The sequence below is a fragment of the Tenacibaculum agarivorans genome, assembly GCF_001936575.1.
Taxonomy (GTDB): Bacteria; Bacteroidota; Bacteroidia; order Flavobacteriales; family Flavobacteriaceae; genus Polaribacter; species Polaribacter agarivorans.
The window spans coordinates 67,643-85,761 of the sequence record NZ_MSMP01000014.1 but is presented as its reverse complement, the minus strand read 5'-3'; the positions used below and the strand labels follow the sequence as shown (position 1 = coordinate 85,761).

At 30.9% G+C, this 18,119-nt stretch carries 15 protein-coding genes; 5 read left to right on the top strand and 10 right to left on the bottom strand.

Annotated elements, in window-relative coordinates; translation table 11 throughout:
* Positions 1–5: 5 nt before the first annotated feature.
* Together BVC87_RS12475 and BVC87_RS12470 are read left to right on the top strand one after the other, a co-directional pair.
* Complete coding sequence (locus BVC87_RS12475) at positions 6–1,412, top strand: SusD/RagB family nutrient-binding outer membrane lipoprotein (protein WP_075342713.1); 1,407 nt, start codon at positions 6–8, stop codon at positions 1,410–1,412.
* A gap of 760 nt (positions 1,413–2,172) precedes the next feature.
* Positions 2,173–2,787 (top strand): hypothetical protein, encoded by a 615-nt coding sequence (locus BVC87_RS12470; protein WP_075342712.1) that lies wholly within the window; start codon positions 2,173–2,175, stop codon positions 2,785–2,787.
* A 92-nt stretch (positions 2,788–2,879) separates the two neighbouring features.
* Here the strand turns inward: BVC87_RS12470 and folD are convergent, their stop codons facing one another.
* The 5 genes from folD to BVC87_RS12445 all read right to left on the bottom strand — a co-directional run bounded on the left by folD (position 2,880) and on the right by BVC87_RS12445 (position 9,565).
* Positions 2,880–3,758: a bifunctional methylenetetrahydrofolate dehydrogenase/methenyltetrahydrofolate cyclohydrolase FolD gene (gene folD / locus BVC87_RS12465; RefSeq protein WP_075342756.1), complete on the bottom strand. Its 879-nt coding sequence runs from the start codon at positions 3,756–3,758 to the stop codon at positions 2,880–2,882.
* 133 nt (positions 3,759–3,891) lie between these two features.
* Entirely contained in the window at positions 3,892–5,220 is a 1,329-nt protein-coding gene (gene ffh / locus BVC87_RS12460; protein ID WP_075342711.1) for a signal recognition particle protein, read from the bottom strand.
* 40 nt (positions 5,221–5,260) lie between these two features.
* The gene (locus tag BVC87_RS12455; RefSeq protein ID WP_075342710.1) at positions 5,261–5,788 is read right to left on the bottom strand and encodes a DinB family protein; all 528 of its coding nucleotides are present in this window, start codon (positions 5,786–5,788) and stop codon (positions 5,261–5,263) included.
* Between the two features lie 20 nt (positions 5,789–5,808).
* Positions 5,809–6,348: a GNAT family N-acetyltransferase gene (locus BVC87_RS12450; RefSeq protein ID WP_075342709.1), complete on the bottom strand. Its 540-nt coding sequence runs from the start codon at positions 6,346–6,348 to the stop codon at positions 5,809–5,811.
* A gap of 337 nt (positions 6,349–6,685) precedes the next feature.
* Positions 6,686–9,565, bottom strand: coding sequence for an esterase-like activity of phytase family protein (locus BVC87_RS12445; RefSeq protein WP_075342708.1), 2,880 nt, complete (start codon positions 9,563–9,565; stop codon positions 6,686–6,688).
* 218 nt (positions 9,566–9,783) lie between these two features.
* Between BVC87_RS12445 and BVC87_RS12440 the strand changes: the two genes are divergently transcribed.
* Positions 9,784–10,794 carry a LacI family DNA-binding transcriptional regulator gene (locus BVC87_RS12440; RefSeq protein WP_075342707.1) on the top strand — a complete coding sequence of 337 codons (1,011 nt, stop codon included), beginning with the start codon at positions 9,784–9,786 and terminating at the stop codon, positions 10,792–10,794.
* On the opposite strand, the gene BVC87_RS12435 is transcribed toward BVC87_RS12440, so the two are convergent.
* From BVC87_RS12435 to BVC87_RS12425, 3 genes are read right to left on the bottom strand one after another with little or no spacing between them, the layout of a single operon-like run.
* On the bottom strand, positions 10,778–11,332 hold the full coding sequence (locus BVC87_RS12435; protein WP_075342706.1) for a DUF1572 family protein: 555 nt from the start codon (positions 11,330–11,332) through the stop codon (positions 10,778–10,780). The genes BVC87_RS12440 and BVC87_RS12435 overlap by 17 nt on opposite strands.
* Before the next feature lie 35 nt (positions 11,333–11,367).
* Positions 11,368–11,850: a peptide-methionine (R)-S-oxide reductase MsrB gene (gene msrB / locus BVC87_RS12430; protein WP_075342755.1), complete on the bottom strand. Its 483-nt coding sequence runs from the start codon at positions 11,848–11,850 to the stop codon at positions 11,368–11,370.
* 1 nt (position 11,851) lies between these two features.
* The gene (locus tag BVC87_RS12425; RefSeq protein WP_075342705.1) at positions 11,852–12,721 is read right to left on the bottom strand and encodes an alpha/beta hydrolase; all 870 of its coding nucleotides are present in this window, start codon (positions 12,719–12,721) and stop codon (positions 11,852–11,854) included.
* A 115-nt stretch (positions 12,722–12,836) separates the two neighbouring features.
* Between BVC87_RS12425 and BVC87_RS12420 the strand changes: the two genes are divergently transcribed.
* Both BVC87_RS12420 and BVC87_RS12415 read left to right on the top strand, forming a co-directional pair.
* Complete coding sequence (locus BVC87_RS12420) at positions 12,837–13,670, top strand: M48 family metallopeptidase (RefSeq protein ID WP_075342704.1); 834 nt, start codon at positions 12,837–12,839, stop codon at positions 13,668–13,670.
* Between the two features lie 65 nt (positions 13,671–13,735).
* On the top strand, positions 13,736–15,037 hold the full coding sequence (locus tag BVC87_RS12415; RefSeq protein WP_075342703.1) for an MFS transporter: 1,302 nt from the start codon (positions 13,736–13,738) through the stop codon (positions 15,035–15,037).
* Positions 15,038–15,086: 49 nt separating this feature from the next.
* Here the strand turns inward: BVC87_RS12415 and BVC87_RS12410 are convergent, their stop codons facing one another.
* Positions 15,087–15,659: a type 1 periplasmic binding fold superfamily protein gene (locus tag BVC87_RS12410; protein ID WP_075342702.1), complete on the bottom strand. Its 573-nt coding sequence runs from the start codon at positions 15,657–15,659 to the stop codon at positions 15,087–15,089.
* A 21-nt stretch (positions 15,660–15,680) separates the two neighbouring features.
* Positions 15,681–18,080, bottom strand: a complete 2,400-nt coding sequence (locus BVC87_RS12405) for a TonB-dependent receptor (protein ID WP_083629429.1) — start codon at positions 18,078–18,080, stop codon at positions 15,681–15,683.
* Positions 18,081–18,119 lie beyond the last annotated feature (39 nt).

Below are 18,119 nucleotides of genomic sequence, written 5' to 3'. Positions count from 1 at the left end.
AAAAAATGAAACAAATACTATATTTATTCATGGCACTATTAGTTTTTAGTGCATGTACAGAAGATTTTGATGCAATAAATACCAATCCAAACAATCCAGAAAATGCAAGTGAAGCGTTACTACTGCCAACAGCTATTTTCGATTTGACCAATATAATGGTTAATGAAACACATGGATTCGGAGATATAATAGGTCAATATGGAGCAAGATATGAATTTAATGATTTAGATATCTACAGATGGCAATCTGATGATCGTTTTTGGTCACCAATGTATGCAATCTTACAAAATGTTAAAGATATAAAAGAGATTGCTCAAGAGAACGGTAACGCAAACTATGAAGCAGTAGCATTAATTTTAGAATCATACATCTACAGTGTAATTACAGATACTTATGGAGATATCCCAATGTCTGAAGCCAATAGAACAAAGGAAGGTATTATTACACCTGTGTACGATGCACAACAAGATATTTATACACGTATTTTCGATAAGTTAGAAACAGCAAATACCATTATTAGTATGTCAGAAACTATTAATGGAGATCTATTATACAACGGAAACATGTTACAATGGAAAAAATTTGCCAATTCATTACGTTTACGATTGTTAATGAGAATAAGTGATGTACAAAATGTAGCTAATGATATAAATAGTATAGTTAGTAACCCTTCAAAATATCCAATTTTCGAATCTAATAGTGATAATGCCATTTATGAGTTTAGTGGTTCGTTACCAAATGTATCTCAAGTTGCTTTACCAGGAGGAGGTAGAGATTATGATTACTATTTGTTAATTCCTACTACGCACTTTATTAACTTATTAAATGCTAATAACGATCCTAGATTAGAATTGTGGGTGAGTCCTAAAGCAGGAACAAATGATAGAACTTTGGGAGTTGCACCAGGACAAGCACTGAGTGATATAGGAAGACCTGGCGATTTCAGTAGAAGATCAACAGCATTTTATGAAAGTGCAACGCTAATTCAAGGAATCTTTATGACTTATAGTGAAGTTAATTTTCTTTTAGCAGAAGCAAGTGAAAAAGGATATATCACTGGTACTGCTAAAGGTTATTATGATACAGCTGTTACAGCTTCATTTGAGCAATGGAAAGTAACCATACCATCCGATTTTTTAACGACCACAGTTCCTTACGACGTTGCTACTGATAGATTATATGAGCAAAAGTGGTTGGCTTTATATCATACAGGAATAGAACCATGGTTTGATTGGAAAAGAACAGGAAAGCCAAGCTTTATTCAAGCAGGGCCAGGGAATTTAAATGGAAATAAAGTACCAGTACGTTTAAGGTATCCAAGTCTTGAACAGTCTGTAAATAAAGTAAACTACGACGCTGCATCTAACGCTATGGGAGGAGATGATATTAATTCTTCTTCTTGGTGGTGGTAAAATTTTATTTTTCTCAATTTTTTTTCTAAAAATAAAGAGCCTGGATGTATGTTCAGGCTCTTTTAATTTTATGTTTAGGAGCTATAGTTTATTAAAAGACTACTTATTTTTAATAATAAATAATAGAGAGTTGTTTATGTGCAATGTATTGAAAAACAATGAAAAAGATATTGGTAATAGTGTTCTTTTAGTATGAAAAAATATATTTAAAGGCTAATGTTGAATTGATAGTATTTTATCCTATAATTAGAATAGGCTCCAAATATTTAATTAACCTTAATAATTTATATAAACTTATGAAAACACTAATTGTAAATTTAGGAAAAACATAATCAAATAATCAACAAAAGAAAAATAAATGGAGGTTTTGCTGGACCTGAATATCATTTTGTTTGTAATCCATATGATGACTCTCAAATTTGGAACAAATGGAAAGAGTATTACAACTGTTCCGATTAAATAGATGAAATTTTTCCATCAAAAAGTAAAGTATACTCGTTGTTTTTTGATGGTATTTTATAGTAAACTAAAAGAGCTAGTAAAAATTCTTTAGATAAGAAGTGAAATAATTTAGTTCACAAAGAAAAAGATATACTCCACGAATAAAAACCTATACTACACAAAGATTATAGCTTACTTCTATTACTGATAGATACTTTTACTCAGAGTTTTAGTATTCTAAGTAATACTTAAATTTTTACAGGTATAGTATTCGCGTTTTTTTATAAATACTATTAACGATCTAATAAAAAGCAACATTATGAAATTAACAAAAATTATCATTATTAATCTATTACTTTTTTTAACCTCTTGTGGAGGTGGTATTAATACTACAGATTTACCAGGAGATTTGTTAGAAAATGATAAAGGATACGCTAATCTAACAAAGTATATTTATTCTCATTACTCAAACCTAGAAGATGCTATCGAAGTGATGGAGTTTTCGTATAGTGCATCTATTCACCCTCAAACAGCAGATTTATCAAGTAGTATATCAATGGATTTTGTAAAAGGTGATAATAAAGACCGTATTGTAGAATATTATTTGTCTAGTTCAGGTACGCTCACCAATAATAATGTAGATATAACTATTGGAGATATTTCAAATCAAAAAATAGCTAACAGTTACAATACATATAAGCCATTCTTATTTTCAAATAAGGAAATAAATTTTGATGTAATACGTACAGTAATTGAAAAAAGTACAGAGGATTTTAAAAAACAAACCAATGCAAATAGTGCATATTGTTCGTTGCTAACTGTAAAAAGTAATCAAGGTCAAAAGCCCATTATTCAATTAAGAATTACACAACGAAAATTTGCATCTACTGTGAGTAGAGGATACAAGTGGTCACTTAAAGGTGATAAAATTTAAGATTTTAAATATACAATCTAATACAAAGAAACCACAACATTCAAATGTTGTGGTTTTAATTTTCTAAAAAAGAATAGCTTAATTTTAAGCTATTAACTATTCCTACGTTTATTAGCAATCAATGTATTTTTAAGTAACATTGCTATGGTCATAGGTCCTACACCACCTGGTACAGGAGTAATGTATGATGATTTTTCAGCTACTTCTTCAAAAGCAACATCACCTACTAATCTAAATCCACTCTTTTTAGATGGATCAGCAACTCTGGTAATTCCAACATCAATGACTACTACACCTTTTTTTACCATATCAGCTTTTAAGAATTCAGGAATTCCAATAGCAGCTACTATTATATCTGCTTCTTTAGTAATTGCTTCTAAATTTTGAGTTCTACTGTGTGTTAACGTAACGGTAGCATTACCTACTTTTCTTTTTTGAGATAATAAAATACTCATTGGGCTACCTACAATATGGCTACGACCTAAAACCACCACATTTTTTCCAGAAGTTTCTACTTCATAACGCTCTAATAGCTCTAAAATTCCAAATGGGGTAGCAGAGATAAATGTTGGTAAATTTAAAGCCATTTTACCCACGTTTTCAGGATGAAAACCATCTACATCTTTCTCAGGGTCTACAGCTAATAATACTTTTTGTTCATCTATATGTTTTGGTAAAGGTAATTGTACTATAAAACCATCAATATCATTATCTACATTTAAAATTTCAATTTCATTTAATAACTCTTCTTCTGTAGTTTCTTCAGGTAATTGAATTAAAGTAGATTCAAAGCCTACACGCTCACATGCCTTTACCTTTGCATTCACATACGTTAAGCTTGCGCCATCATTACCTACAATAATTGCAGCTAAATGTGGAGCTTTTTTCTCATTTCTCTTTAACTCTCCAACTTCTAAAGCAATTTCTTCTTTAATGTCTGCAGAAGTTTTTTTTCCGTCTAATAAAATCATGTTGTTATGTTGTGTGTTGTTGTATTTGTAGTTTTTAACCAAAAAAGGTGGCTGAGCCAAGTCGAAACCACCAAATATTTTTAATTCATTGATCAATGATAATTGTTAATTGATAACTGCTAATTGATCACTGTTAACGCATTCCTCGCATCATTTGCATCATTCGTTTTCCGCCACCACCTTGCATCATTTTCATCATTTTACTCATTTGATCAAATTGCTTCATCAACTGATTTACTTCTTGTACAGAAGTTCCAGACCCTTTAGCAATTCTCTTTTTTCTACTGGCATTTATAATAGATGGTTTACTTCTTTCATCAGGAGTCATAGAAAAAATAATAGCTTCAATTCCTTTAAATGCATCGTCATCAATATCTACATCTTTTAAAGCTTTACCAGCACCAGGAATCATTCCAACTAAGTCTTTCATGCTTCCCATTTTCTTTATCTGCTGAATTTGATTTAAGAAATCGTCAAAACCAAATTGATTTTTTGCAATCTTCTTTTGTAGTTTTCTCGCTTCAGCTTCATCGTATTGTTCTTGAGCACGTTCCACTAACGATACAACGTCTCCCATTCCTAAAATACGATCCGCCATACGATCTGGATGGAATACATCTATAGCATCCATTTTTTCACCTGTACCGATAAACTTAATTGGTTTATTTACTACAGATTTAATCGATAACGCAGCACCACCTCGTGTATCACCATCTAATTTGGTCAATACAACACCATCAAAATTCAAAACATCATTAAAGGCTTTTGCTGTATTTACAGCATCCTGACCCGTCATAGAATCTACTACAAATAGGGTTTCTTGCGGATTGATAGCCTTATGAATGTTTGAGATTTCTGTCATCATCTCTTCATCTACGGCTAAACGACCAGCGGTATCAATAATCACCACATTTTTACCGTTAGCTTTTGCATGCTTGATAGCATTTTGAGAAATCTCAACAGGATTTTGATTTCCTTCCTCAGCATATACTTCTACACCAATTTGTTCTCCAACAACTTGTAGCTGATTAATAGCGGCAGGACGATATACGTCACAACCTACTAATAAAACTTGTTTTGTTTTCTTGGTTTTAAGGAAGTTTGCAAGTTTACCGGAAAAGGTAGTTTTACCTGAACCTTGTAAACCAGACATTAAAATTACAGTAGGAGAACCACCTAAGTTAATTCCTACAGTATCTCCACCCATTAATTCAGTTAACTCATCTTTTACAATTTTTACCATTAATTGTCCTGGATTTAACGTAGTTAATACGTTTTCTCCCATGGCTTTTTCCTTAACAGTATTGGTAAATTGCTTTGCTATTTTAAAGTTAACATCGGCATCTAATAAGGCACGTCTTACTTCTTTTAACGTTTCAGCAACGTTTACTTCATTAATCTTTCCGTGTCCTTTTAGCGAGTGTAACGCCTTATCTAATTTTTCACTTAAATTATTAAACATGAATTTCTGCTACATTTTTAGAGGCACAAATATAGGTATTTCAGGAGTAGTTTTCAATTAAATCTTTAGTATGGTGTTCTGTATGATAAGCTGTCCACATAATAATTTCACGTAGAGGCATTTTTCCAAGTAATGGATGCGGAAGAATTACATTATCTAGTTTTTTATCAGAGAATTTTAGTGTTTTTGCCATCATTCTTTTAGTACTTTCCTTCAGTACTTTTAATGAAGCCTCAAATTCTTCTTTATTAGGAACAGCAATGTTTTTATTGAATTCTTTAGCTTTTTCTTGATTAGCAGCCAACTTTTCGTTGTAACGTTTTATAATTTCCTCAATAGATCTTACTGGCCTATTCGCCTTACCAAATTTGGCTTTTAATATAAAAGAAGGAATACTTAGTGCTGTTTGTATTCTTTTATTAGCATCAGCTAAATGTGCTATATGCTGCCCAATGGTCCACTTGTTTTCTGGTCCTTGTGCCCAAAAGTCACCTTCTTTAGTATCTAGCCAATTGTATAATTTTTGATGTTTTTCTTCTAGTAATTTATTGATTTGTGTTTTGTCCATTTACTTTGGTTTTGGTCAATTTACAAAAATGAATTGGGAATTGAATACAAAATACAAGTTCTTAAATCTGGATCATCTGCTAACAAAGGATGATCAAACGTTTTTACCTTTTGCATTCCTATTTTTTCCATTACTGTTATGGAAGGAAGGTTGATTAGCGGAGCAACAGATACAATTTCATCTAATTTTAAAGTATTAAAAGCATAGTGTAAACACTGTTTTGCACCTTCTGTAGCATATCCTTTACCCCAAAATTTAGGGAGTAAACGCCATCCAATATCAATAGAAGGATTAAAATCAATCTCATAAGTTTGTTCACAAAGCCCAATAAAACCTATAAATTCATTGTTATCTAGTACTTCCACAGCAAAGTAACAAAAGTTGTTTTTTTGAAATTGATTTTGCATTCTAGTAATGAAATCTTCGCATTGACTTTTTGTTGATGTAGTAGGGAAGTAGCGCATAACTTCTTCATTTGAATTCATTTCAAATAAAGCATCAATATCATCAAGTTGCCAATTACGAAACCCTAATCGTTCCGAAGTAAAAATGTAATTCATTAAGTTTCTATTTAGTGTTTAAAATTACATGATATTTTACAATTTGAGTTCAATATTAATTAAACTCAGTTTACTATTAATTAACAAAAAATAAAAAACAGCCCAGAAACACTGAGCTGTTATATTAATTTAGTAGAATACTAAACTAACTCGTTGCGTATTTATAAATTTAGACAATCCTAAATTGTCAGTTCGAGTGCTTTTGAGGTACGAAAAAGTATATCGAGAACTATTTCGAAGTTAAAATTCTTATTCTCGATACAATTTTTCTTCATTTCATTCTAAAAAATCACTCGAATTGACAGAATTTTATTCCAAATACACAACACGAGTTAAATTATTCTTTTATTAATTTCTTTTTAATCAATTCACCATTTACATCTATAATAGCAATATAAATTCCTGAATTCACTTCAATTCCATTATCTGTTTTTCCATCCCAAGTATATTGGAATCCATTACTACTTTCCTTATGATCTACTAAGTGTTTTACAACTTTACCTGAAATATCATAAATAGTAATTGTAGTACTGTTTTCTTGTTGAGAATTATTAGAAATAGTAACTTCATCTGTAAATGTATTAGGATAAACAGTTACTGATTTTGTTAATGTTTCGTATTCTTTCTTGTCATTTTTTTTCCATTTTCTCCCTAAAGGTTCATCTAACCAAACTAAAATAAATTCATTATCATCTGGTAATCCAGTACCTACATGTCTTCCAACACTAAAGGGGTAATTATTATCGTTTAAAACACCAATTAAGAAAGGATTTAATATTACAACACTTTCAATTGTTACAAAAGGAAAACCAAAATCTTTTCCAATTCCTACATCACCAGGTAAAGCTTGTGTTGAAGAAATACCACTAAAGTCATTAATATCTAATAAGTCTACATTTAGTTTTTTTCTTACTTTTTGCTTGTTAGGTTTTAATTCTACTTCGTAAATAGCTTTAAATCCATTTAAATCACCTTGTGAACCATCTCGTTCAATAATTAATCCTCTTTTTTTATTGAACATTACAAAATCTCCAATAGCAGATGCTTTTTCGTTTAAAGGATATTTGAATTGTTTTCCTGTATAGGATTTAGATCTAATATTAAATTCATGAATTAACAACTCCTTTTTTGTAGATCCAACTAACGGTTTCTCTAGCAATGGTAATAATTTTCTTTTATTAGTAGATAATGCCATTCCTTCAAATCCTCCGCTTCTAGGTACTCTAAAAGAATTTTTTTGTTTTGTTTCACGATAAGGCCAGTATAAACCTGCTAACCATGGAGTATTTTCACCATTTTGATCTTGAAGATTTGTACCATCACCAGCATTCCCAATTTTTGGGAAATCTCCAAATAAACAAACAGTTCTTATCGCTGGATATAATTTGTGAGCTTGTAAAAGTGTTCTGAAATCAAAACTTTGAATTTCTGCTCTGTCTTGTAAATTATTAGTAACAATAACATCAGCAACAGCTTTAGTAAAGTTTTCAGGAGAAACTGTTCTTTCAGCAAAAACATCACCACGATCATCAGTATCTGTTCTCGGATTTATTTTAGTTTCAATATTGAAACGAACTTTTGCTGCATTTTTCCAACGTTTAGTTGCTTCAGGGGTGTTTTTTCCAGCTCCATTTTTATAATATTCAATATAAAAAGCTACAAAATCAAAAAGTTGTTGTAATGATGGCATGATATAGGGATCAATAAAATCATTTTGTTGAGCAAAAGCAACAGATACAGGAGATAAAGCTAAATCATTGGTTTGAGCAGGTCTTCCACTTAAAATTTTATCAGCAATAAATGTATTTTGAATTTCTTTTAATGTTAAGTCTTTTACTAAAACTTCATCTTCAAAATTATATGGAGTTCCATCAGCTTTTCTTGTTTTAGCTGCTTCAATATGTGGATCATGATCTAAAACAGGAACGTCGTCCAATGTGATTCCAGTATCAGTTTCTAATGTAGGCATTAAATAATCTAAGGCTGCTTCCATAGAAGGTAACGTATTTTCTGGACGAAGATTTCTAGCACCTCTGTGTCCTTGGGCATCAAATTTTGTAACGTCAATTAATCCATCTGCATCTAAAAAGTCTACATTACTATTCTTTTCTACAAAGTTCTCTACAGCTTGTAATAATAAATCTGGACGATCGGAAATAATTCCTTGTACTCCTAGTTCTAATAGTAATTTCATGTTTTCTAGGTCATTTACAGTATATACTACTACATCATGACCAGCACGGTTTAAAGAAGATACATTAAATAATTCGCTAGAAGCAGTTTGTAAACCATTTGAAGCATCATTTCTACTTCCAACAGTAGTATTAGGATTATTATCATCTAGCATTACAAACCAAGGAGACATTACTGGAGCTTTGCTACCGTATTTTTGAGCATGAGCACGCATAGCATTCATTACTCGTAAAGCACTAGATTCTTCGCTAAAAGGATTTTGTGGAGCTCTTAATTCTTTACCAGGTGTCTCAAAATCAGGTAAAGCAAATGGAGGATCAATTAAAACTCCATGACGGTTAAAATGAAGTAAGAAAGGACCAAATTCTTCACCAATCCAGTAGTCTCCATTTGGGGTACGTTGAATAGATTCAATATCAAAATCAGCACCAGTTAATATTCTTTCATTTGAAAAATGATTTACTATGGCAAAAGGAATTAATCTATTAGGATCTTTTAACTCAATAAAATCTAAAACATCAATTGTTCCTTTACCAAAGCCAAAAATGCCTTTAAACTTAGGTTTTATTTTATATAAACGTAGATTATAATCTGCAGAATTTTCAATACTTCCAAATCCATTGTCAGATAATACAGTAAATGTTCCATCATAATTATTTAATACAGATGAAACTCCTTGTATTGGTTGCTTATTGATAAAGGGAACAGGTTGTTCATTAATCAAATTAGAACCAATATATTGTCCTGAAGTTGGTCCTTCAGAAAAACTTGCAGCTGGCAGTATGGCTCTTGACACTAAAATATCTTTGGATAAAAAAGAAGATTTTTTAGCAGCTTTAACATACTTTTTTTCGTTGAAATTTTTGTCTTTTTTAGCATCAAACGAAAGTACTTTTTCTTTCTGTTGTTTGTATAAATCGGAATCTTGTGCTGTTATAGTATTAACAGATAAAATCCCTAAACTTATTGACAATCCTTTAGTAATAAGTTTTTTAGTTGAAATACTTCGGTAGTAAAGTTTCATAGATTTATGGGTTAAAATTAATAGGTTGCTTAGGTTGTAGTAAAACTACTTTGAGTAAATTATCAAATCGTTGTAAGGAGTTTACGAAAAGATTAGCTTAATGTTATTGATAGTAGCTAAAGTTATTTTTAAGTCAATTAACTATATGTATTATTATTTTTTGATTTGAAGTAGTATGAATTTTTCTTGTATTTTTACCGTTGAAATTCCTATACACAATGAAAAAAAGTATCACACTTAAAGAGTTAGCAAAAAAGCTAGGAGTATCTGCATCAACGGTTTCAAAAGCGTTAAATGACAGTTATGAAATAAGTGAATCTACTAAAAGAAAAGTAGAAGCTGCTGCAAAAGAGTTTAATTACAGACCTAATAGAGCAGCTTTAAACTTAAAATCAGGTAAAACATTTACTATTGGAGTAGTGTTGCCTAGTATTAAAGACTTTTTTTTAGTTAGAGCATTAAGAGGTATAGAAAGTGTGATCGCGAATACAAATTATAATATTGTAATTAGTGTTACTAATGAATCATACGAAAAAGAAGTTAAAGCAATTGAAACATTAGTGAATGGTTTGGTTGATGGTATTATTTTAGCTGTATCTGAGGAAACTCAATTACGTCAAGATTTTGACCATTTAACTAATATTCCAGAGGATATTAAGTTATTAATGTTTGATCGTGTTGAAAATACAATAGAATGTGATAAAGTATTAGTAGATGATTACGAAGCTGTTTTAAAAGCAGTTAAACACTTAAAATTCAAAGGAGCTACAAAAGTGGCTTTAGTGTCTAGAAATAACAATTTAAGTACAGGTAAATCTAGAATTAAAGGGTATATTGATGCGATTAATGATACTCATGACCCCATGATTATTGAAGGAAAAGATGATTTTATAGAACGTGAACTAGAAGATTTAATAGCTACCAAAAGCATAAATGGTATTATAGCTTTAGATGAAGAAGCCTCATTAGCTGCATTTAGAGTTGCAAGTAGAGAAAAATTATTTGAGGAAAGAAAATTATTGATGATTGGTTATGCTGGAACAAAAATCTCTGAGCATTTAAATCCTAGTTTAAGTACTATAGACCAACATGGGAAAAGAGTAGGAAGAACTACTGCTAAAATTTTATTAGATAAGCTTAATAATAAGAGTGATAGATCTGAAGTTAATATCATTTATTCATCTCTTTGTGAAAGAGCAACTACTCAAATGGTTATAAATCATCAGTAAAATGTTTTCTTGATTTTTCTTTTGAAAATTTAGATTGATTATAAGCTTTGGAACCACCTTTTGCAACGGATAATGTTTGCCATTCTTTATCTTTAATCATTTTCCCTAAGAAAACAAGTTGACCAATATGATAAGAATAATGACATAACTGACGGTTGATTGCTTCAACTACAGTATGGCCGTGATTTCTAATATAAACGATTTTTTCTAAGTCATTCTTTGTTAAAGGTATAATAGCTTCAAACAGGCAATTCCATCCTTTTTCCCAATAATTAATGACTTCATTTTTAGAAGTAAAAGAGTTTATAAATTCTTGGTCTCTATTACGCCATTCTTTCTCTCCATCTTCTGTTAAAAAATTAGTCCATCTAGATAGCATATTCCCAGAAATATGCTTTACTATAATTGCTATTGAATTACTTTCATTGGTATAATGCCGGAAAAACTCCTCTTCATTGAGTTGTGTAAAAGTTTTTTCACCCAATAACTTATAATATTCAAATTGTTTAATTGTACTAGTAAGATAAGAATCAGCCATAAAAAAAGAGTTGAAGAATCAACTCTTAAGATACGTTATTTTTTACGAGGTATAAACTTTAAAGCGACACCATTAATACAATCTCGTATACCAGTCGTTTCTCTAGGCCCATCATTAAATCGATGTCCTAAATGTCCACCACAATTATTGCATTTTAATTCTGTTCTTGCATAACCGATTTTATAATCAGTATCAGTTTCTATATTTTTTTCTATGGCTTTATCAAATGATGGCCACCCAGTACCAGAATTGAACTTTCTATCAGAATTATATAATGGAACTTCACATCCAGCACAAACAAAAGTACCTTTTTCTTTAAAATACGTATACTCACTGGTATTTGGTCTTTCTGTACCTGCTTGTCTTAACACATAAAATTGCATAGGTGTTAACGCCTTTTTCCATTCTTCTTTAGTTTTTTCAATGGCATATTTCTTTTTAGAAGTTTCTTTTTTTTGAGCTATAGATTGACAAGAAACTAAGACAATTCCTAAAAAAATGATTACTATTTTCTTCATGTTATGTAGTAATAAATTTAACAACTCTGTTCATGGTTTTTGTATCACGTAAAATTTTAGTATGACTAAATCCATTAGTGATAAGTAGCGTACCTTGTTGCAAATTTTGACGTATTGCATACGCAGAACTTACAAAAACATCACTATCTAACGCGTCATGAACAACCAAAGCAGGAATATCAACATTTTTTGCCATAGTAGAACTAGCATTTAAATCAATATCACGACCAAATTGTTGGTCATAATATTTTTTCATTTTTTTCGCTATTTTGGGTTTTAATGAAAGGTTATTAGTGAAATTGTGTAAAATCTCACTTATGGTATCACCTGAACCGATAGATACAATTTTATTGAACTTAATGCCTTCACTGTATGCTGAATATAAGCACATTCCACCTAAAGAATGTCCTACAGCAGCTTCGAAAGGTCCATATTGCTTATCTATTTCATATATAGATTCTAGAAATTCTGGCATTAGTGTAGTTTTGCCCTCAGAATTTCCATGAGCAGGAGCATCAAAAGAAATGACCATATATCCCTTTTCTAATAACTTATCAGCAATCATAAAAAGTTGTGTGCTTCTTCCACACCAACCATGTACTAATAGTACCTTTTTGGGAGAATAACCATAAGATAAAACATCAATTTCTTTCTGGATAGATGGTATTTTTAATCTGCTTTTTTGCGCACTCTCCCACATGGTTTTTTCTCTTTTAGGTAAAGGGAATTTAAATGGTGTAGAAAATAGTTTAATAGCGAACTTAGTAGCCAAACTAGGAGAAAAGAATTGAATAAGTCTTCCAAGCATTTTTATCTTATTTGGAATAGGCATACTTTGAGGTAAAATTCTTTCAGGTGAAGTCTTCATCATTAGGTTAAATTTTCACAGTAAAGATAGAATTTGTATTTTTAAATACATACAAAGTGACTTTTACTATATTTTAGCGTCTAATTTTAATGAGAATAACATAGAAAAATCAATAAAGATGAAGAGAATTTTTGCATTATTAACCGTATCAATATTTCTAATACAATGTAGTACGGTGCCAATTACAGGGAGAAAACGTATTAATTTTGTAAGTGACGCTCAGATTTTACCTATGAGTTTTCAACAATATAGCGGATTTTTAAAAGAAAATAAAGCCAAGTTGATTAATAATACACCAAAGTCTAGAGAATTAAAAGATATTGGAAAAAATATTGCGGGTGCTGTGGATCGTTTTATGAGAGCTAATGGTATGACCAAAGAGGCAAACTCATATAAGTGGGAGTTTAATTTGATTAATGATAATACAGTGAATGCTTGGTGTATGCCAGGAGGTAAAGTAGTCTTTTATACTGGAATTATGCCTATTTGTGCAAATACTGATGGAGTAGCGGCGGTAATGGGACACGAAGTTGCACATGCTTTCGCAAAGCACGGTCAAGAGCGTATGTCTTCTGCACAAATGCAACAGTTAGGAGGGGTAGCAGTAGCTGTAGGAACAGCAAATAGTAAAAATGCACAATTATGGAATATGGCCTATGGTGTTGGTTCTAGTTTAGGAATGTTAAAGTTTAGTAGGACACATGAAACAGAAGCAGATAGATTAGGATTAGTGTTTATGTTAATGGCTGGTTACAAAGGAGAAGAAGCAGTAAATGTTTGGAAACGTATGAGTCAAAATGCAGAAAAGAGTGGGAGAAAAGCACCACCTGAATTTTTAAGCACGCATCCACATAACGCAACTAGAATTACAGATTTACAAAACTATTTACCTGAAGCAAGATTGTTAGCAGCAAAGTTTAATAAACAAACTCAAGGTACAGCAAGGAAATAAGAAATTACTTTTACTTATATTGCAAACCGTTCCCTTAAGGAACGGTTTTTTAATATAACAAACACATGAATACTAAAATTGGTGATAAGAAAGTCATAAAATCTTGGGCTTTTTACGATTGGGCAAACTCGGTATACTCATTAGTCATTTCTACTGCTGTATTTCCTTTATATTTTGAAGGAGTCACAGAAGGAAAAATTGTTCGATTTTTAGGAATAGATTGGGAGCATCCTGAAAGTTTGTATGGTTATGTAATGTCTTTCTCTTTTTTAGTAGTTGCTTTTATGTCTCCTATTTTATCCGGTATCGCTGATTATACAGGAAATAAGAAAAAGTTTCTGAATTTTTTCTGTATACTGGGGAGTATGTCAGTAATGAGTTTGTACTTTTTTAAAGATATAGATACTACTTGGTTAGGGCTTATTTTTTCTATTTTGGCGAGTATTGGTTTTTGGTCAAGTATCGTTTTTTATAATGCATACTTACCAGAAATTGCAACTCCAGAACAACAAGATGATGCCAGTGCAAAAGGATTTATTTATGGGTATGTAGGCTCAATGATTTTATTGATTATTTGCTTGGCATTAATTATGATGCCAGAAATGTTTGGATTATCATCTGAAGGAATAGCTACACGGGTTTCTTTTATTTTAGTAGGAATTTGGTGGTTAGGATTTGCGCAAGTAGCCTTAAGAAGACTACCAGGAAATAAGTTAAAAAGAAAAATCAGTAGAGATTATACATGGAAAGGTTATAAAGAGCTAAAACAAGTGTATAAAGAGATTAAGAGTTATCCTACCTTAAAAGGTTTTTTAATAGCTTTCTTTTTATGTAGTGTAGGTGTACAAACTATTATTGTAATGGCTGCTTTTTTTGGTTCTAATGAGTTAGAGTTAAAAAGTACTGATATGATTATTACTATTTTATTGATTCAATTTGTGGCCATTTTTGGAGCTAGGTTTTTTGCATCGCTTTCTGAGCGTGTTGGGAACTTTAAAGCATTAAAAATTACTATACTAATTTGGATGGTGGTTTGTATATGCGCATTCTCGTTACATAAAGGAATACCAAACGTATCTTATTATTTTTATAGTCTAGGAGGGTTGTTAGGATTTGTATTAGGAGCAGTTCAATCTTTAACACGTTCAACTTATTCTAAATTATTACCAGACACAGAAGATCATACCACATACTTTAGTTTTTATGATGTAACTGAAAAGATAGCTATTGTTATGGGAACTTTTGTATATGGATTTTTATTTGCTGTTACAAACTCTATGCAATGGAGTGTATTGTCATTAGCAATTTTCTTTTTGGGCTCATTACTAGTCTTAAATACATTAAAAAAGACAAAATACGTTTCATAAAAAAAGAGCTCTGTAAAGAGCTCTTTTTTATAATTTATACAAATACAAATTATTTAGCGATTGTAGCTGCACTAATTGTAATTGGGAATGGAACTGAAATATCAGTTTCTCCACCAGCATCAGCAAGAGTACCATCGTTTGGTTTTTTTGGCTCGTGACGTAAAGTAATTGTCATATTACCAGTACTAGCATCACCAGTAGTAACAGTAAACGTAATTCCAACAGGATTTCCATTCTCATCATTTGCTCCAGTATATGCAAATGTAGCATTTAATGCAGTTGCAGCTTGGTAAAAGAATTGGTGTTCTTCATCTTCTTCTGCTACTTCATCAGTGATGTTTTCTGCTGGAGTTTCAGTTTCATTTTCTAACTTTATAGTAGCATCGTAAACTTTATTAGCTACTAAAGTACCTCCTGTAATGTCAGAATCTTCTCCACCTTCACCGTCTAAATCTCTACTTACAAGTGTTACCGTAGTTCCACCTCCTTGTGGTACTAAAGTAACCGTCATAGTAGTGATTACCTCTTCTTCATTTTCTTCAACAGGATTTTCATCATCAGAACATCCTGTGAATACTAGAGTTGAGATAAATAATAAGGCTAATAATTTAATTGACTTCATGGTTATAAATATTTATTAGGATTAATAATTAATTTTCAATTGAATTCTAAAGTTTCTGCCAAGTTCATCAGCAAAAAATCGTTGTCTGTTTAAATAATTTCGATAGGATGTGTTTAATACATTATCTACTGAAAAATTTACATCAATTTTTGTCTGAGACATATTAAAATCAAATCCTGTAGACAAGTTTAATAAGTGATATGCGTTAGGAGGTTGACTGATTCTTACTTTTTTATTTTCTCCTGTAGTGGGGATAGTAATAAAAAAGTCATCATCAGGAAATTCATTTTGAGCAGCATTATATTCACTTTCTAAAGTAACATAAAAATTATTCCATGTTTCTTTTTGAAATTGTAATTTATTTATTGTGTAAAAAGGAGGCATGTTGATTAATGCATCCCCTTCAGATAAATCTCTACCTTTTAGTAATGATGTTTTGTTTGAAAACGTAACATTATTATTTATTTTATACGTAGCATCAATATCTACACCAAATAAATTTGCATTAGTTTGATTGTATTCCCATTCTACAAAAGAACCTCTAAGTGTAGTAGCTACATCAGTAGGCTCTATATAAATAAAATCATTAATTAAGTTATAAAAACCTTCAATTGCGATATTAAATTTATCATTTGTATATTTATACGTTGTAGAAATTCGATGGGATTGTTCTGGCTGGATACGAAGATTTCCAAATTCCAATCTTGAAGCTGAATGGTGTAAACCATCACTAAACAGCTCTGAAGGATTAGGAGCTCTATTAGATAATCCATAATTGAAAAGAATAGAATGTTCTGGATTCAATTTATAAGACAAACCTAAAGATGAAGAGATATTATTATAATTAAATACCGGGTTTGTTAAAAATTGTCTTCCTGTGTCTTCTATGATTATATTACTAAAATCTTGATCGTAATTCAGTGAATTCCATCGCGTTTTTATGTAAAACTTCTTCGCATTTATGTGATTAAAGTCGTATCTAATACCCGCCGAAAATATTAAACCATTAAAAAATATCAATTCAGATATAGTATAAACTCCCATATTATACATATCATAGTCGGGTATTAGTCTTCTTACTCCAGTTAACTCTGGAAAATTATTTTGGTATCCGCCAGAAATCCCAATTTTGAATATTCTGTTCGGATTAGCATCAAATTTCATGTCAGCTTTAAGTGTGTGCGTTTGTAAGGTTAAATCTGTAGCAGCTTTATCGCTTCTTCCGCCACGTCTTATATCAAACTCTAATCGTTGATTGTGCTGATAATCATATTGAAATGATAATTTTCCTAAACCTTTTAAGCGTTTATATACTTTTGTTCTAATTAAATGATGAGTAATATCTTGTTTAGGGTTATTAATATCGTAGCTGAAATCATTAATAATTAAAGGAACATCACTTTCAATAGCCCGATCTAAATCTTCGGTATTTCCTAAATGTGACGCTCTTAAAATTCCAATTTCATTAGATAAATTGCTATAATAGATATCAAAACCTTTATCAAATTGTTTAAAACCACCATTAATGGTAAAACCATAGGACTTTATACCAGTATTGGTAAGATTATAATTAGGAGCCTCAAAATCACCTGCTCTTTTAAAAGAAGCTTGTCCATTCACAAACCAGCCTTTTTTATAACCTTTACTTGCACTTGTACTTATAGAAGATAATCTACCATTAGTTTGTTGAGAAATGATAGTCTTACCGTATAAAGAATCTTTTAGAATTACTTTAGGTGGATTAATAATAACTACGCCACCAATTGCATCTCCACCATATTCTAGGGCACTTGCGCCTTTAATAACTGAAATACTTCCTGCTGAATTTATATCAACATTTGGAGCATGCTCTACTCCCCAATCTTGATCTTGCAATCGTACATTATTTACAGAAATTAAAATTCGGCTACTATGTAAACCATTTATTATAGGTTTTACTATGCTATTACCAGTATTTATGGATGACACACCAGATACTTCTTTTAAAGCATCTCCTAAATTAACATCACTATATCTATCTAAAGTTTTAGTTTTTATTAAAGTTTCTTGAGACGTTTTTGTTTTTACACCAGTTAATGATTGAATTTGAACTTCCTTAAGTTCTTCAATATGATGCTCTAAATCTATAATTTGATATACGTCTTTATCAAGATTTACTTCAATAGTCTGAGTATCACAAGCTACATGTGATACCTCTATAACTAACTTACCTTGGCAAAGATTAGTTATTGAAAACTTCCCATCAAGGTTAGTTGTAGTGTATTTATTTAAATTTTTTATGTATATCGTGGCATCCACTATAGGTGATTTATCATGAAAATCTTCTACGAGTCCAGAAAAAGTATATGTACAATTTTGACCTATTATTGGATTTACTAATAATACCAATAATATGACCAAAGCTTTGTGCTTAAAGTTCATTATGATTGTTTAGGTTGAAATTATTTGCTAATACGAATA

Excerpts from the sequence above, each read along its gene's own strand:
- BVC87_RS12475 (WP_075342713.1), top strand. The coding sequence starts at position 6 with ATGAAACAAATACTATATTTATTCATGGCACTATTAGTTTTTAGTGCA.
- BVC87_RS12470 (WP_075342712.1), top strand. The coding sequence starts at position 2,173 with ATGAAATTAACAAAAATTATCATTATTAATCTATTACTTTTTTTAACC.
- folD (WP_075342756.1), bottom strand. The coding sequence starts at position 3,758 with ATGATTTTATTAGACGGAAAAAAAACTTCTGCAGACATTAAAGAAGAA.
- ffh (WP_075342711.1), bottom strand. The coding sequence starts at position 5,220 with ATGTTTAATAATTTAAGTGAAAAATTAGATAAGGCGTTACACTCGCTA.
- BVC87_RS12455 (WP_075342710.1), bottom strand. The coding sequence starts at position 5,788 with ATGGACAAAACACAAATCAATAAATTACTAGAAGAAAAACATCAAAAA.
- BVC87_RS12450 (WP_075342709.1), bottom strand. The coding sequence starts at position 6,348 with ATGAATTACATTTTTACTTCGGAACGATTAGGGTTTCGTAATTGGCAA.
- BVC87_RS12445 (WP_075342708.1), bottom strand. The coding sequence starts at position 9,565 with ATGAAACTTTACTACCGAAGTATTTCAACTAAAAAACTTATTACTAAA.
- BVC87_RS12440 (WP_075342707.1), top strand. The coding sequence starts at position 9,784 with ATGAAAAAAAGTATCACACTTAAAGAGTTAGCAAAAAAGCTAGGAGTA.
- BVC87_RS12435 (WP_075342706.1), bottom strand. The coding sequence starts at position 11,332 with ATGGCTGATTCTTATCTTACTAGTACAATTAAACAATTTGAATATTAT.
- msrB (WP_075342755.1), bottom strand. The coding sequence starts at position 11,850 with ATGAAGAAAATAGTAATCATTTTTTTAGGAATTGTCTTAGTTTCTTGT.
- BVC87_RS12425 (WP_075342705.1), bottom strand. The coding sequence starts at position 12,721 with ATGATGAAGACTTCACCTGAAAGAATTTTACCTCAAAGTATGCCTATT.
- BVC87_RS12420 (WP_075342704.1), top strand. The coding sequence starts at position 12,837 with ATGAAGAGAATTTTTGCATTATTAACCGTATCAATATTTCTAATACAA.
- BVC87_RS12415 (WP_075342703.1), top strand. The coding sequence starts at position 13,736 with ATGAATACTAAAATTGGTGATAAGAAAGTCATAAAATCTTGGGCTTTT.
- BVC87_RS12410 (WP_075342702.1), bottom strand. The coding sequence starts at position 15,659 with ATGAAGTCAATTAAATTATTAGCCTTATTATTTATCTCAACTCTAGTA.
- BVC87_RS12405 (WP_083629429.1), bottom strand. The coding sequence starts at position 18,080 with ATGAACTTTAAGCACAAAGCTTTGGTCATATTATTGGTATTATTAGTA.